16 protein-coding genes are annotated in these 14,633 nt (G+C 38.9%); 3 read left to right on the forward strand and 13 right to left on the reverse strand.

Annotated elements, in window-relative coordinates:
- The first annotated feature begins 11 nt into the window (after nucleotides 1-11).
- Together QE382_RS09215 and QE382_RS09220 are read left to right on the forward strand one after the other, a co-directional pair.
- Nucleotides 12-638, forward strand: coding sequence for a histidine phosphatase family protein (locus tag QE382_RS09215; RefSeq protein ID WP_209574791.1), 627 nt, complete (start codon nucleotides 12-14; stop codon nucleotides 636-638).
- Entirely contained in the window at nucleotides 631-1,359 is a 729-nt protein-coding gene (locus tag QE382_RS09220; protein ID WP_307185637.1) for a menaquinone biosynthetic enzyme MqnA/MqnD family protein, read from the forward strand. Before QE382_RS09215 ends, QE382_RS09220 begins: the two co-directional genes overlap by 8 nt.
- A 346-nt stretch (nucleotides 1,360-1,705) precedes the next feature.
- Here the strand turns inward: QE382_RS09220 and QE382_RS09225 are convergent, their stop codons facing one another.
- From QE382_RS09225 to QE382_RS09280, 12 genes are all read right to left on the reverse strand, one after another.
- Nucleotides 1,706-3,010, reverse strand: a complete 1,305-nt coding sequence (locus QE382_RS09225; RefSeq protein WP_307185638.1) for a DEAD/DEAH box helicase — start codon at nucleotides 3,008-3,010, stop codon at nucleotides 1,706-1,708.
- Nucleotides 3,011-3,196: 186 nt separating this feature from the next.
- A complete protein-coding gene (gene asnA, locus QE382_RS09230) occupies nucleotides 3,197-4,243 on the reverse strand; it encodes an aspartate--ammonia ligase (RefSeq protein ID WP_307185639.1) in 1,047 nt (348 codons plus the stop codon).
- Between the two features lie 256 nt (nucleotides 4,244-4,499).
- Nucleotides 4,500-4,826 carry a HesB/IscA family protein gene (locus QE382_RS09235; RefSeq protein ID WP_046675441.1) on the reverse strand — a complete coding sequence of 109 codons (327 nt, stop codon included), beginning with the start codon at nucleotides 4,824-4,826 and terminating at the stop codon, nucleotides 4,500-4,502.
- Between the two features lie 81 nt (nucleotides 4,827-4,907).
- Complete coding sequence (locus QE382_RS09240; protein ID WP_307185640.1) at nucleotides 4,908-6,086, reverse strand: cysteine desulfurase family protein; 1,179 nt, start codon at nucleotides 6,084-6,086, stop codon at nucleotides 4,908-4,910.
- A 26-nt stretch (nucleotides 6,087-6,112) separates the two neighbouring features.
- Complete coding sequence (locus QE382_RS09245; protein ID WP_293954640.1) at nucleotides 6,113-6,538, reverse strand: DUF983 domain-containing protein; 426 nt, start codon at nucleotides 6,536-6,538, stop codon at nucleotides 6,113-6,115.
- 2 nt (nucleotides 6,539-6,540) lie between these two features.
- Complete coding sequence (locus tag QE382_RS09250; RefSeq protein ID WP_307185641.1) at nucleotides 6,541-7,407, reverse strand: AraC family transcriptional regulator; 867 nt, start codon at nucleotides 7,405-7,407, stop codon at nucleotides 6,541-6,543.
- Between the two features lie 291 nt (nucleotides 7,408-7,698).
- The gene (locus QE382_RS09255) at nucleotides 7,699-7,857 is read right to left on the reverse strand and encodes a hypothetical protein (protein WP_307185642.1); all 159 of its coding nucleotides are present in this window, start codon (nucleotides 7,855-7,857) and stop codon (nucleotides 7,699-7,701) included.
- A 12-nt stretch (nucleotides 7,858-7,869) separates the two neighbouring features.
- Nucleotides 7,870-8,844 (reverse strand): 2-hydroxyacid dehydrogenase, encoded by a 975-nt coding sequence (locus QE382_RS09260; protein ID WP_307185643.1) that lies wholly within the window; start codon nucleotides 8,842-8,844, stop codon nucleotides 7,870-7,872.
- Between the two features lie 106 nt (nucleotides 8,845-8,950).
- The gene (locus QE382_RS09265) at nucleotides 8,951-10,381 is read right to left on the reverse strand and encodes a serine hydrolase domain-containing protein (RefSeq protein ID WP_307185644.1); all 1,431 of its coding nucleotides are present in this window, start codon (nucleotides 10,379-10,381) and stop codon (nucleotides 8,951-8,953) included.
- Nucleotides 10,382-10,412: 31 nt separating this feature from the next.
- Nucleotides 10,413-11,153, reverse strand: a complete 741-nt coding sequence (locus tag QE382_RS09270; protein WP_307185645.1) for a LytR/AlgR family response regulator transcription factor — start codon at nucleotides 11,151-11,153, stop codon at nucleotides 10,413-10,415.
- Complete coding sequence (locus QE382_RS09275; protein WP_307185646.1) at nucleotides 11,146-12,192, reverse strand: sensor histidine kinase; 1,047 nt, start codon at nucleotides 12,190-12,192, stop codon at nucleotides 11,146-11,148. Before QE382_RS09275 ends, QE382_RS09270 begins: the two co-directional genes overlap by 8 nt.
- 3 nt (nucleotides 12,193-12,195) lie before the next feature.
- Nucleotides 12,196-13,077 (reverse strand): LiaF transmembrane domain-containing protein, encoded by an 882-nt coding sequence (locus tag QE382_RS09280; RefSeq protein WP_307185647.1) that lies wholly within the window; start codon nucleotides 13,075-13,077, stop codon nucleotides 12,196-12,198.
- A 266-nt stretch (nucleotides 13,078-13,343) separates the two neighbouring features.
- Here QE382_RS09280 and QE382_RS09285 point away from each other — a divergent pair, with 266 nt between their 5' ends.
- Nucleotides 13,344-13,679, forward strand: a complete 336-nt coding sequence (locus QE382_RS09285; protein ID WP_293954654.1) for a DUF3276 family protein — start codon at nucleotides 13,344-13,346, stop codon at nucleotides 13,677-13,679.
- A 90-nt stretch (nucleotides 13,680-13,769) separates the two neighbouring features.
- Here the strand turns inward: QE382_RS09285 and QE382_RS09290 are convergent, their stop codons facing one another.
- A complete protein-coding gene (locus tag QE382_RS09290; RefSeq protein ID WP_307185648.1) occupies nucleotides 13,770-14,612 on the reverse strand; it encodes an alpha/beta fold hydrolase in 843 nt (280 codons plus the stop codon).
- Nucleotides 14,613-14,633 lie beyond the last annotated feature (21 nt).

The raw sequence follows: 14,633 nt of genomic DNA on the forward strand, positions 1-14,633 counted from the left end.
AGACTCATACTTTGAAAAAGACATTTTATTTTATACGGCACGGACAGACTGATCTAAATTTAAAAGGCATTGTACAGGGGAGAGGAGTTAATTCGCCGCTGAACAAGATGGGGGTAGCGCAAGCTCAGGCTTTCTTTGATCGTTACAATACCGTGCCTTTTGATAAAATATATACCTCAACCTTATTACGTACGCATCAAACTGTACAGGGATTTCTTGATTTGAACTTACCTTGGGAGCAGCTCGTTGGATTGGATGAAATAAGCTGGGGAGTTTATGAGGGAAAAGAGCAAACACCGGAGTTGTTAGCTGGTTTTGAAAAATTAGTCGCAGCATGGCGCAATGGAGAATTGGATGTCAGTATTGAAAATGGAGAGTCTCCCAATGAGCTGATGGCCCGTCAGCAGGTCGCCTTGGATCATATGCTAGCTCAGACAGACGAAAAGAATATTCTCGTATGTATGCACGGACGTGCATTAAGGATTATGCTTTGCCTCATGACGGGCGTAGAGGCCCGCTATATGGATGATTTTCCGCACACCAATACTGCTTTATATAAATTGCTGTATGATAATGGTCAATTCGAGATTGTAGACCATTACAACATTGCACACTTAGAAGCATTGATAGATGAATAAAATTAGAGTTTCTGCCGTATCGTATACAAATACGTATCCATTTCTGAATGGTATACGTCAATCAAAAATAATGGAGCAGATCGATTTGAGTGTCGATTATCCAAGTGCTTGTGCACAGAAAGTAATTGATGACGAAGCTGATATCGGTATTATCCCGACAGCTGCTTTATTAAGTCTTCCTGAATATTATATCAATACGGATTTTTGTATAGGTACAGAAGGTGCCGTCGATTCCGTATTTATTTTTGCTAATAAACCTATTGAGGAGGTGGAAACCTTACGCTTGGATAAACAATCGCGCACTTCAAATGGATTAGCCCGTGTATTGATTAAGAACTATTGGAAAAAAGAAGTAGAATTGATCACTGACGAATCTACCGAGCCAGATGCTTATGTATTAATTGGAGATCGCACCTTCGGTAAAAAGAACGCAGTTCCCTATGTCTATGATTTGGGAAAAGAGTGGTTTAATTTTACAGGACTGCCCTTCGCTTTCGCTTTATGGGTAAGCAACAAAGAGCTTCCAGTATCTTTTGTGGAACAATTTAATGAGGCTTTAGCATATGGTGTGGAACATGCAACTGATGTTATTGCCGGTCTACCCGAGTTTGAAGGCTTTGATTACACAAAATATTTAACACAGCATCTCGATTTCCATCTAACAGATAAAAAGCGAGAGGCTGTAAAATTGTATCTTCGCTACTTAAAAGCATTGGGTTAATCGTGAGGTCTTTGACCTGGGCGGAATAATGCTTAAAATTACTACCCTAAAGATTTTCGGATTCAATCGCCAGACGAGCTATTTACATTGATGTATACTGCTTATCTGACGATTGTATTTGTAGCCTAAACTCACCCAACCAGTGTCATAAATAATAGCTAATTGCTCCATAGCATTAAACGAGCGCTTAATGATTGATCAAGAATTTATCTCTTGAAAGAGAGAATATAAGTTAAATAAGGATGGAATTAACACGGGGGGAGAAGGCATCATATCCTGAAAAAAGAAATGCAAGCATAAAATTTGATTCAATACTTGCATCTTTAATGGATTTATCTTGGGGTAATTAGGTGCGTCCAATTTTCACTTTACGTCCCTTAATTTTTTGCCCATTCGCTTTATTGATAATAATGGAAGCAAATTTTCTTCGGACAGCAACGTATGCTGATTTGTCTTTTACTTCTATGATACCAATGTCATCCTTCTCAATTCCTTCCAAATTGAGCAAAAATCCGACAATATCGATCTTGTTGATCTTATCCTTTCGCCCGGCACTAATATAGAGTGTCGCAAATGGTGAGTTTTCAGGGAGATTATAGAATTCCGGGAATTCTTCCTCAGAAATTTCTGTTGGAATGTATGGGTATATTTCTTCCGGTTTGAGGATTACATAGACATCACCCTGAGCTTGCATACGGGCTGTACGTCCATTACGGTGAATAAAATTGTCTTCTTTGTGTGGCAGCTGGTAATGTATAATGGCATCAACTTCTGGAATATCCAATCCCCTTGCAGCAAGGTCTGTTGTGATCAGTACATGATTAGAATGGTTTCGGAATTTGAGAAGTGCCAGCTCGCGATCCTGTTGTTCAAGTCCCCCATGAAAGGTATCGTGGATAATATTGCGATTGGCTAGAAGTTCACTAATGTGGTCTACTGCATCGCGGTGATTACAGAAGACAATCATTTTTTTTGTGCCAATCTTGCAGATGAGTTTAAGTAGTGCCTCTAATTTCTTTTGAACTGGAGCAACTACTTTTCTAATTGTAATCTGCGGGGTATGTTTTGAGTTGTGAAGAAAGTCAACAAGGATGGGCTGCTTTATTTGCGTGAACGGTGGGAGCGTGTCCATCATCGTTGCGGAAGTTAATATTCTTGATTTGATCGTGGGGATGCGTTGAATAATAAAATCCATTTGATGCTGGAATCCGAGTTCCAAGGATTTATCAAACTCGTCGAGCACAAGAGTGTGGATGTTGGAGGGATCAAAATTTTGCTCTTCTATATGCTGTTTTATACGTCCTGGTGTTCCAATGATAATTGCAGGGGCATCTTTGAAAGCATTTTTTTCGATGCGTGTGTGATGTCCACCATATGCGCAAGTGATTTTGTGGCCTGTAGCGACCTTGCGTAGCACTTGTTCAATCTGTAAAGCAAGCTCGCGTGTAGGCACTACTATTAATACTTGAACTTTTCGAGCCTCCGCCTTCAATTGTTGCAAGATGAGTAATGAAAAGGCTAAAGTTTTGCCAGATCCGGTGGGCGAAAGTAGGAGAAAATCGTGATCCTTCTGATACGATTCCAATACCCTTTGTTGCATTTCATTTAAGGATGAAATATCTAATTTGTCTAAAATAGCTTTTAACTGCATTCGACAAAAATACGAAATACTACTATTCTGCAGGGAACAAACAGCGATGAATATTCAAACCCAAGATGATTAATACCATAAGCACCAGGATACCGCTCTAAAAAAGATGATTACCGGGTGCTTGTTTATAGTATAATTAGAATAAGGTCAAATATAGGATTATATTGATTCTTAATAGGTATCGTTTTATAAGATATCAATACCTTCTCTTCTTAAGGACACTTTTTTGTCCTCTTCCCATATACTGACTTGAACTTCGCCTATATGCTGTTTCTTGAGCATAAACATACAGACGCGGGATTGTCCGATACCCCCGCCCATGGATTCAGGCAATTCGTCATTCAGCAGCATGCTGTGAAAAGTCAGTTTTGATTTTTCTGTGCAGTTTCTGATTTCCATTTGATGTGCTAGCGCCGTTTTATCAACACGAATTCCCATGGATGAGAGTTCAAAAGCTGAATTTAGAACTGGGTTCCATACAAGAATGTCTCCGTTCAATCCTTTGTGCCCGTCTTCATTAGCAGTACTCCAATCGTCGTAGTCCGCTGCGCGACCATCGTGAGCTACGCCATTGCTGAGGGCGCCTCCAATGCCATGTAAGAATACGGCACCGTGCTCTTTTGTAATGGCATTTTCACGTTCTTTTGCCGTTAGGTTGGGGTATTTTTGCAACAAGTCTTCAGATGAAATAAAAGTAATGGTTTCTGGAAGAATCGCTTTTGTATGAGGATACTTGTTTTCCACCTCTAATTCGGTAAATCGCAAAGCTTCATAAATTTTTAGTACTGTTTCCTTTAACGAAGCCAAATTGCGCTGATTTTTATCGATTACCTTTTCCCAATCCCATTGGTCTACATAGATGGAATGAATAGGGGTGTAATCTTCATCAGGACGCAGTGCTTTCATATCTGTAACGATGCCTTCGCCAGATAACATCTCGAGCTCTTTTAAACGTACTCTTTTCCATTTTGCAAGGGAATGTACGACGACAGCTCTTTTTTCATTCAATGATTTTATTGGAAATGATACCGGACGCTCAATTCCATTCAGGTCATCGTTTAACCCGGTCCCGTCCAAAACCACCAGTGGTGAAGAGATTGGAATTAGATTTAAGGCTTTTTTTAATTGTTGGACAAATGTATCTTTAACGAAGCTGATAGCAACTTCGGTATTTAAAAGTTTTCTTCCCTCCATATGTGTTAAATGAAATACCATGCGCGGACTGCTACGCATAGTTTTTTATTTTTTATTCAGTTATTTCCTACAAAAGTATGAAAATATCATTGGTTAACGTGTTTGATTGTGATTTTTAATATTTATCTATTAAAAACTTGAAAAAATAAAAAGAATCTAACAAAATGGAGATAGGTTAATATTTAATTACAAAACTAATAATCTTTTGAATAGCTAAAAAGTGTTGGGTTACTTACCAAAAGAGCCTTGAAGTAAATTCAAGGCTCCTTTATATAGTCTACATTATCGGTATTGGCTATACGGAAAAGCTTTCGCCACAAGCACATGTGCGACTTGCATTGGGATTGTGAAATTCAAATCCCTTTCCATTTAGACCATCTGAATAATCCAGCTCTGTACCAGCTAAATATAAAAATGATTTAATATCTAAACAGACTTTCACTCCTTTATCTTCAAAAAATTGATCACCTTTTTTTTCTTCGTTGTCGAAGTTAAGCTTATAGCTTAAACCTGAGCAGCCTCCGCTTTCTACAGCAACGCGCACAAAGTAATTGCTGTCATATTGCTCATCCTTCATGATTTCCTCGATACGAGTTTTTGCCTTGTCAGTAACTGTAATCATAGTATTATCCTTTGTATAGCGCAAAGATACATACAATCTTGCTATATTTCTGCTGTGATAAAGTTTTTAGAATGTCATAAATTAATTGATCAGACTATCTTTGAACATTTTCCATATAGGCGATTGATCGCGTATTTTTTTGACAGTTTCTTTGATCATTTCCGCGCACTGGATAATCTCCTCTTTGGTGGTCAATAGGCTTAAGCTAAATCGAATAGCTGATAATGCGTTTTCTTTGGATTGTCCCATGGCCATTAACACATGCGAAGGTTCCCTGGATCCGGTCACACAAGCCGAGCCAGAAGAAAGTGCCAGTTTGGGGCAGGCAGTCATTATTTCACCGGCTAGGATATGTCGGAAACTGATGTAACTGGTATTTGGTAGACGCGGTACATTTCTTCCATGAATGATGATTTCGGGAATATCGTTTAGCAACTTTTCTAAAAGGTCACGGTTCCTTCCCACTGTGCTATATAATGCGGGATGAATGATTGAGATTGCCTTTCCAAGTCCAACGATTGCAGGGACGTTGTATGTACCGCCTCTAAATTCATTTTCTTGGCCTCCACCTACGATGAGCGGGCTAATTTGAATGGGTTTAGATTTTCTCCGGATGTAGAGTGCGCCGACTCCCTTTGGCCCATGAACTTTGTGGGCACTTAAGCAGAGTATATCAATATTCAGCTGCTGTAAATCAATATCGACTTTTCCAATGGCCTGTGTTGCATCACAAAAAAATAAAACATTTTTTTCGGTGCAGATTTGGGCAATATCTGTGATCGGAGCCAATACACCTGTTTCGTTATTGGCCGCCATAATACAGACCAATATTGTTTGCTCGGTTATTGCGTTTCTCAGATCATCCAGGGCAATCATGCCCTGGGTGTCGACTGGAAGATAGGTAACAACTGCTCCTTTTTTAGCCAATTGCTCACAGCAACTTAATACGGCTTTGTGTTCCGTTGCGGCGGTGATAATGTGCTTTCCTTTCGACTGATATTTTTCGAATATACCTTTAATAACGGTATTGATACTCTCCGTCGCGCCAGAATTGAAGAATATTTCTTTCGGAGCACAGTTAAGCGCAGCTGCAATATTGCTGCGAGCTTGCTGTACCGCAGAATTGGCTTCACGGCCCATTTGGTGATAGACACTTGATGCGTTTGCATAGTTTTGGATGAAGTAAGGTGTCATTTCATTCCATACTTCGTCCAAAATACGCGTCGTGGCATTATTGTCTAAATATATTATATCCTTCATTCGGTTAAAGATATGAATAATGAAAGTTAAGCTGAAGCCTTCACGTCAACTTCCTTTTTTTTGACATTTGGGTCATACCTTAAGCCCGGGGTTAACCAATACATCAGGATGATACGGGAATAGCGGTAGTTGAACGGAGACATTAACACAACGCTCATGATAGCGACTGTCGCATAGAGTATAAATGAAGAATCGTTGCCGGTCAAAATATACGTTGCCATACAAGCGGTAACCATTTCAGCGATTGCGAAAGCATAGGTTACATACATTGCACCATAGAAATAGCCTGGTTCACGCTCATAGCGCAGACCGCAGTATTCACAGTGGCTGTTCATTTTTTGGACTTTCAGACCGTAGGCAGGTCCTTGATACACATGGCCGATTCTGCATCTTGGACATTTTGCTTGCCATGCAGCTTTAAATTCAGATAATTCGTATTTAACTTTTTCCATAGTTATAATTGTTTTCTGAACTCTTCAGGTGTGAGCCCAGCGGATTTTTTAAAAAATTTAGTGAAATAAGAGTTGTCCTTAAATTGCAGTTCATCTGCAATTTCGGTAATATTTAAATTTCGATTGACCAGAAGTCGTTTCGCTTCAAGAACGATACGGTTCCGTATAATTTCTCCAGCAGATTGTCCAATATAGGATTTACAGATCGCATTGAGATGATTTGGTGTGATAAATAACTGATCTGCATAAATGCTGGGCAGTTTTGTGGTTTTAAACTGTTGCTCCACTAATTGCTGAAAGCTATTGAATATTTTATGATTGTAAGGGTTGCCTTTTTCGAGGTGCTCCTTCTCTGTACCAATGGATATATATAATATAAACTGCAACAAAAGTGTACGGATGTAGTCTTCCGATAGTTGCTCAGTTTTCGCAAATATGATTTGATCCAAAATTGCTGTTGCTTGATTTCGATATTGTTCAGTCAAAATAAATATCAGATGTTCAATTTTGCCCTGTAAAAAACTAAAGCGTTCGAGGTAATCTGTACGTAGGAGAAAGGATTGAAAATAATCGATAGAGAAATTGACAACATAGCCGGCTTCATCTCCCACAAAATTCCAGGTATGGACTTGGCCAGGAACCATAAAGTAGATCTGATAAGGCTCAATCTTATACTGATTAAAATCGATAATATGTTCGCCCGAACCTTGAGTGAAGAGAACAAAATGGAAAAAATTATGCTTGTGTGGAAACACCATATCTTGATGTTTGATGATATATGCTTTAAGATCATCAATATGAAGGGTTGTGTTGTTGTTCAGATCAATACTACAACTATCAAGGATAGGTATGGTGTTTTTTATAATCATACTACAAAATTAAGGTAAATATTCTTCTAAAAGTGGTGTTTATTTGTTTTTTTATGGTATTTTTCAATGATTTTGCTGTTTTGGTTGGTAAGGGTGATGTCGTGGTTCAACGGCTGTTTGAATACGCAAGTTGTTTTTGTTTCGCTTAATTTGTAAAAAAAAAGTTTAAACCATCAGATCAAACGTAATCTGCTCGGAAGAAAAAATAATTGGAAAAGGATTTGGCAAGAGCCTTTATCAAGTAATTGGCAATACTGTTTCGAACTCAAGTGAACGAGGGAGTCCAAAAGTTTAATCCTGATCGTCTCCCAGCGCGTGGATAAGGACAAAGTACCTGTAGGCAATAATCGCCTGCTGGTACTTTTTTAATTTTAGCGGATCCATCTGACTGTATCGAGGTAAGATGGCCTTATTTACGCTGTTCAACAGCTGGTAAAATCTTCTTTTCATTGGTGTAATTATTTATTGATAAACTTTTTCATTGATAATTTGTGGCATTTTTTCACCTCTGATCGCTGCCAATAAATTGTTGGCAGCCATTAAAGCCATATTATCCCTGGTTTCTACGGTGGCAGACCCGATATGTGGAAGAATGCATACATTGTCCATTCCTAAGAGTGGATTATCTGGCCTCATCGGTTCAGGGTTTGTCACGTCAAGTCCTGCACCCCATAATTCGCCAGCCTGCAATGCTGCTGTCAGATCGAATTCATTGACCAATCCACCTCTTGCAGTATTGACTAATATGGCGGAGTTTTTCATGCGTGCAAATGCATTTTTGTCAAACCGGCTTTTAGTCTCCGCTGTCAAAGCAGCATGTATGGAAAGTACATCGCTACGCCTTAGCAATTCATCGAAATGTACATATTTGGCACCCAAAACCCGTTCCGCTTCCTTATTTCTACTTCGATTATAGTAGATAATTTCCATGTTATACGCTGCTCTAGCTTTTCGGGCTAGTTCGAATCCAATCCGTCCCAGTCCGTAGATGCCCAGTGTTTTATTGTTGAGTTCGATGCCCAGGTTTTCAGTAGGATCGAACCCTTCCCATTTACCCTGCAATATTCTTTTATGGTTGAAAAATGCTTTTCTTGATACCGCTAGCATTAAAAGAAAGGCGACGTCTGCTGTTGCCCCAGAAAGTATACCCGGGGTGTTGCTTACAGGGATTCCGTGCTGTGTGGCGGCTGAAATATCCACATTATCATAGCCTACGCTCATGAGTGATAGGGCTTTCAGGTTGGGGCAGTTTTCGAAAAAATGGGCATCAAAATTTTGCATCCCACCGTTAAGAACATAGTTGCATTGTTGGCTGGCTTCGATGAGCTCTTTTTCGGATAGTGGTCTGGCCGATTCGTGAATTGTAATCTCGTGGCCTGCGGATTGTAATAGATCTATGCCTTTTTGCGGAATTTTTTTTGTGATGAATATCTTCATGTATGTAAATGCTTTTTTATTATCATAAAAACTTATTGACACTATGACAACAAAAAAAGCCATATTGTTGTTTCAATATGGCTTTTTATTCGTGACGTTTTATTCTTTAATTCTGATGAAGGAGATAATTTAAAATAGCTTTACCTTGATCATCGGTAGAGATAGCTGAATTTGACAGCATGACCACTCCACTTTTTTTATCTGGGGATAAAGCGAGATAGGAACTACTTCCGGCCGTTGCGCCGTTGTGCCAGAAGACTGTAAGGTTGTCGATCAAACTCATATGCCATGCCAAGCCGAGGTCTGTGTCGGGTGGTAGAAAGAATGTAAATAATCTGGTATTTGCCATGGCATTTTCCAATGGAGTTTGCGGCATCTTGAATTGCGCGTTCGCAAATTTCAGTAGATCCTCGAGGGTGCATTTTAGCGCACCAGCTGGAGCAAATACGTCAAAAGACCAAGGCAATGCTTCTTGACCATGTTTGTTGTATACTTTAAAAGTATCTTTCCTCTTAGGTTCCAATACTTGAAAAGTATTGTTCATTTCAAGTGGTTTACAGATGATATCCCTTACAAGCTGATCGTAACTTTTTTTATAAAGACTGCATATGATATCCCCGAGAACAGCATAACCTAGATTGCTGTACTCATACTCTTCGCCCGGATTTTTCTTGTTTTTAAAGCGTGAAAGATAGTTGTAAAGTGCTTTTTTGTCATATGTTTTGTAAGGATCGTTCTCGTTGAAACCGTTAACTTTGTCAAAATTATCCGGAAGCTTCGGTAAGCCGGAGGTATGATTAGCCAACATTTGAAATGTTATTTTTGAAAGCGCTTCATTTTTTTTGAGTGAGTCGGGAAGGAATAGGGCTATAGGCTGATCTAAAGTGACTGTTCCTTCTTCGACAAGATTTGACAAAAGGATAGCGGTAAAAACTTTACTCAACGAGCCAATTTCATAAATAGACGTCTTTGTGGGTGGAGTCTGGTTTCCTTTGGCCGTCTCGCCATAAAAATAAGTTTTGGTTTGTCCATTCTTTATAATACCAATGGCAAGGGATTGCGTATTTTGTTGTTTGAAGTAAGCGCGCGCAACAGAATCGATGAAAAGGTCATCGTTATCTACTGATTTTTGTGTCGCAGGCACCATTGTCATTTTTTCGACTTGTGGTGTTGTGGTTGAAGGAGTAAACTTTAGCGTATGGAATTTTAGGGTAGGATCTGTTGCGAAGACGACATCGTAAGATTTGCTATCGAAGTCCATCTGATAAGTTGCGATTCCTTTTTCAAATTCTTTTTGCGTTGAGCTTTTTACTCTTCCTAATGGGTATAGATTTTCGAGTACCTGCGTGAATCGGGCAAGGCTAAATTGCTGTTTAAATGAATCGCTGGCCAAATTGTAGGCTGAGTCGGTCATCTGGGAATTGATAAAAAACTCCAGCCTATTATATACCCCTCTGTTGATCTGTTCTTCGGAACCTGTTTGGGCAAAAGAGTACGATGAGATGCCCAGCAATATGAGTGTAATAAAATGTTTCATAACTATTGATGGGCACAAATCTACGGAATGTTTAAATTCCAATCAATTGTTTTAATCGCGCATAGCCTGATTTACTGATGTTAAGCTTTTCGCCTGATACTAGTGCTGCAATGTAAGAATCCTTTTCATAAGGTTCTAGTTTGGCCAATTGGTCAACTTTAATGATAAAAGAACGGTGGATACGGACAAATTGATTTGAATCCAACGCTTTTTCGAAAAATGCCATTGTTTTATTTTTTAGGTACATACCGTCTTTGGTATGAATTTTAACATAGTCATCGTAAGATTCTAGATATTTGACTGTATCAATAGGAATAATCTTGATCTGTGTACCTGTTTTGACAACGATACGGTCAATTTTTGTTTCGTCTTGGGCTGTAAGCACCTCATAGTTGGGCTGTACTTTTTTTTCTGGAGCCGAGAAGTTTGTCCTAAATTTTTCTAATGCTTTCTTAAAACGCGCAGGTGATACCGGTTTTAATAGGTAATCTAATGCATTTTTTTCAAAAGCTTTCAAAGCGTATTCATCAAAAGCAGTTGTAAAAATAACGGCTGGCGGGCTGTCAATGAGTTCAAGCATTTCAAAACCCGTTAATTTGGGCATCTGAACATCCAGAAAAATTAAGTCAGGTTCATGAGTATGAATAGCCTTAACGCCTTCAAAACCATCTCCACATTCGGCAACGACAGTTACATCGGTCTCGCTTTTTAAGTAACCGGCAATAATCGAGCGTGCCAGTGGTTCATCATCGATAATAACGACTTTAATCATATTGAGGTATTTTTAGGGTACTGATAAATATATTGTCTAGTATTTGCGTTTCCAGCAGGTCATTTCTTCCATAGAGAAGATACAATCGACGTTGAATGCTCGAGAGTCCAAATCCAGTGCCTTTTTTGGGTTTAGATTGTTCTTCAGTGTCGAAAGGATTGGTGATTTGGATCCATAATTGACCTTCATTTGACTGGCATTTTATTTTTATTTCGACCTGATCCCTTATGTTGTAGAGACCATGCTTAATCGCATTCTCTACAAGGGGTTGGATGATCATTGCGGGTAGTCTGTTGTTAAAAATTTCTTCGGACGAGGAAATGGATGTATTTAGTCTATGGCCAAAACGTACTTTCTCGATATCGAGATAAAGCTGTAGATGGTCAAGTTCTTCTTCGAGTGTGATGATTTGGTTATTTCCCTTCCTTAACGTCCCTCTCAGAAAATCCGAGAGCTGGAATGTCATATTGCGGGCTTCGTCGGGATTTGCACCAATAAGCGCTATAATGGAATTAAGGCTATTAAATAGAAAGTGTGGTTGCAATTGTTGCCTGAGATTGTATAATTCGGCTTCCCGAAGCAGATTTTCGGACTCTTGTTTGCGTTTAATATTATTGATATTGTCTTCTTGAATATTCCAAACGATGTTGATAATGGCAACCGATGTTAATATGAGAAAATTAACAATGCCGCGATACGGTAAAGTTAAATCCAGGAGGGGGGTGAAGTTAGATTGAATAAAATAACTCATTAAAAATCGGCTTAATCCGATGCTTATTCCGCCCATGATTAAGCCGATAATAAGTACTTTCCATATTTCCCTTGGTTGTGGGGTATAGAAGTTTAGTGCAGATGACATGCCATAACAACAGAACATCATGACTACACTATTGATAAAAGAATCTTTGAATGCGAGTTGTTGGTCAAAGCCAGAACGAAGCATTAATAAGTATTGTAACGCGAGATATCCGATAAATACGGATATACATATAATGCCAATTAAACGACTTTTAACACTGAGAAACAGCTTGTTTTTCATTTATTAAGCATTTTTTATGGTTAAATTACCTAGAATACAAGTACCTGTAATATAGATTTTTTTATCCGTATCGGGGTTATAGATCGTTTGGAACCGGCGGTCATCTACAGATCCTAAGATGGAAGCAACGTTACTGAACACCGTCCAATGCGGGGGGATTATTATGCGTGCGCTACCAAACAATTGAAACGTATCGATCACAATCGGCTGTTGGATGTCAGCTTTTGTTAAATCCAGTTCTATACTTCCAAATACATTGGTCAAATTACCTCCTCTAAAATTTTTAGAGTAAATAACTTTCTTTTGCCCTGCAAAGATCGTATTCAGATTGAGGTTATCCTCAAATGACTGTTGGAAAGGATCTTTTCCATTGTCGCCAAAAGCCTGCTGATTAGGCGAGGCTTGTCGGTTTGGATCATATTGTTCATTAAATGGTTTTGATTCCTGGTCATTGAGGCTACCGTCTGTAGTCCCTTCGGTAGGCACGGTTACTCGCTTGTCCCAGTCATAAGATCCTTGTGGCGGATTGGGATAAGTGGGAGGAACCATCGGAGGTTTCCTTTTACTCATAATAAAGTAAATTCCAAGAGAAATGATAATGATAGGAACGGTTACCGAACCAAAGTCGGTACGCATCATTCTCGAGATGAGGCTTGCTCCACCGATGATCAATAGAATAATCGCCGATTTTTTCTGAAATTGGGAATTTATGCCAATGACTAATCCAATAATAATTAATATCGTTTGCCAACCAAATAACCAATCTGGAAACCAGCTTCCTAGATTGAGGTTATTCAGTAATAAGAATATACCTACGATAATTACAATTGCTCCTACAATATTGCGGCTATTATTGCTGTTTGGTATGATGGGTTCTTTTTCCATAATGTTTTTACTATTTATGACTCAAAGATAGCGTCACAAATATATTCTACATATTTGCTTTAGGTAATACAACTTATATTTTCGGTAAATGTAATGATTTCGTCGGTAAAAAATCTCGTTGTTTAATTTTTCATCTTATTATAAAAAGTAGTGGACTGCCACTTTTACGCGTTATTGTGTTTTTTTTTAATATTATTTGGTGGATTAAAATGAATTATTATATATTTATCAAAGATTAAGATTACTTTAAACTTAAATAACAACCAATGGGAGATTTTGAAAACAAAGAACGTGAAGAAGTTTTTTCAAAAAAGGTGAGAGCAGGTAAGCGTACTTATTTTTTTGATGTAAAAGCAACTCGATCGAACGATTACTACATTACTATCACAGAAAGCAAGAAGCGCTTTGAGGATGGCCAGTTTATTAAGCATAAGATTTTCTTGTATAAAGAAGATTTTGAAAAGTTCGCAGAAGGTTTGACGGATGTGGTGAACTACATCAAATCTAACCAGGAGGTAATCGAGAAACGTTATGAGCCTAACTTTGACGATGCATACGCTGAAGAAGCGGGAGCGCGTTCCAAAGACGAGTTTTCGTTCTAGCACTGTAGCGCGAAATCTTATTGAAAAAAAGAAATAAAAGCCACTGATGTGGCTTTTTTATTGTTTGACGAGTATTCCCAGTATGCCGTTCTAGGATGAGAATAGTGGAATGCTTCGCAGAAAATCATTTAATACGGTATTGAATTTTTCGGGTTCCTCAAGATTGGGCAAGTGACCAGATTCGTCAAATTCCATATAGCGGACATCGGGGATATTTTCGATAAGTATATTGGTCTGTTCCTCGCTCATTAGCTTGTCGTGTTTACCTTTTATAACCAATGTCGGGATAATAATTGTTTTTAGTGAATGGCTTGTGTCTGTCCGGGATGCGAGAGCGAGCTGTGTCGCGCAGATGCTGGCGACTTCATTTCTGCGGATACAGCTTTTAATCAGTTCAACTGCTTCGGGATTTTCGCGAATTGTTTTGTCGTGAAATACATTGCCTATAAAACCAATGGCAAAAGGCCGTCTGCCATATTTTAGTAAAGCCTGGATAGCATCGAATCTCTTTTGCTTGGCTTTGTTGTCATCAGCAAGGGAGTTAGTGTCGCATAGGATAAGCCCTTTGAGCTGTTGCCCGATCAATTCATAGGTCCGCAGTGCGATGTAGCCCCCCATGGAAATGCCGCACAGGATGACGTGGTTGAGGTCGAGTTTGCGAATAAATTCTACCAGATCTTTGGCAAAGACATCAATGGAGAAAAAACCATGACCGTTGGTACTGAGGCCATGCCCTCGAACATCAATTGCTATACCCGTATAGTCTTCATCCAAATGCTGAAGCTGTTGTTTCCAGGTGTTTTTATTAAATGGGAAACCATGGATAAATATAATGGTTTTGGGGGAAGGGGCTAAGATGCTTGGTCTGATGTAATAGGAGATACTAATATCTCCAATGCGTATTTTACTGCGCTTTAATTCTCTTTTGTTCATGAATAATAGCATTTGTCCGTG

The sequence above is a fragment of the Sphingobacterium zeae genome, from assembly GCF_030818895.1.
Classification (GTDB): Bacteria; Bacteroidota; Bacteroidia; order Sphingobacteriales; family Sphingobacteriaceae; genus Sphingobacterium; species Sphingobacterium zeae.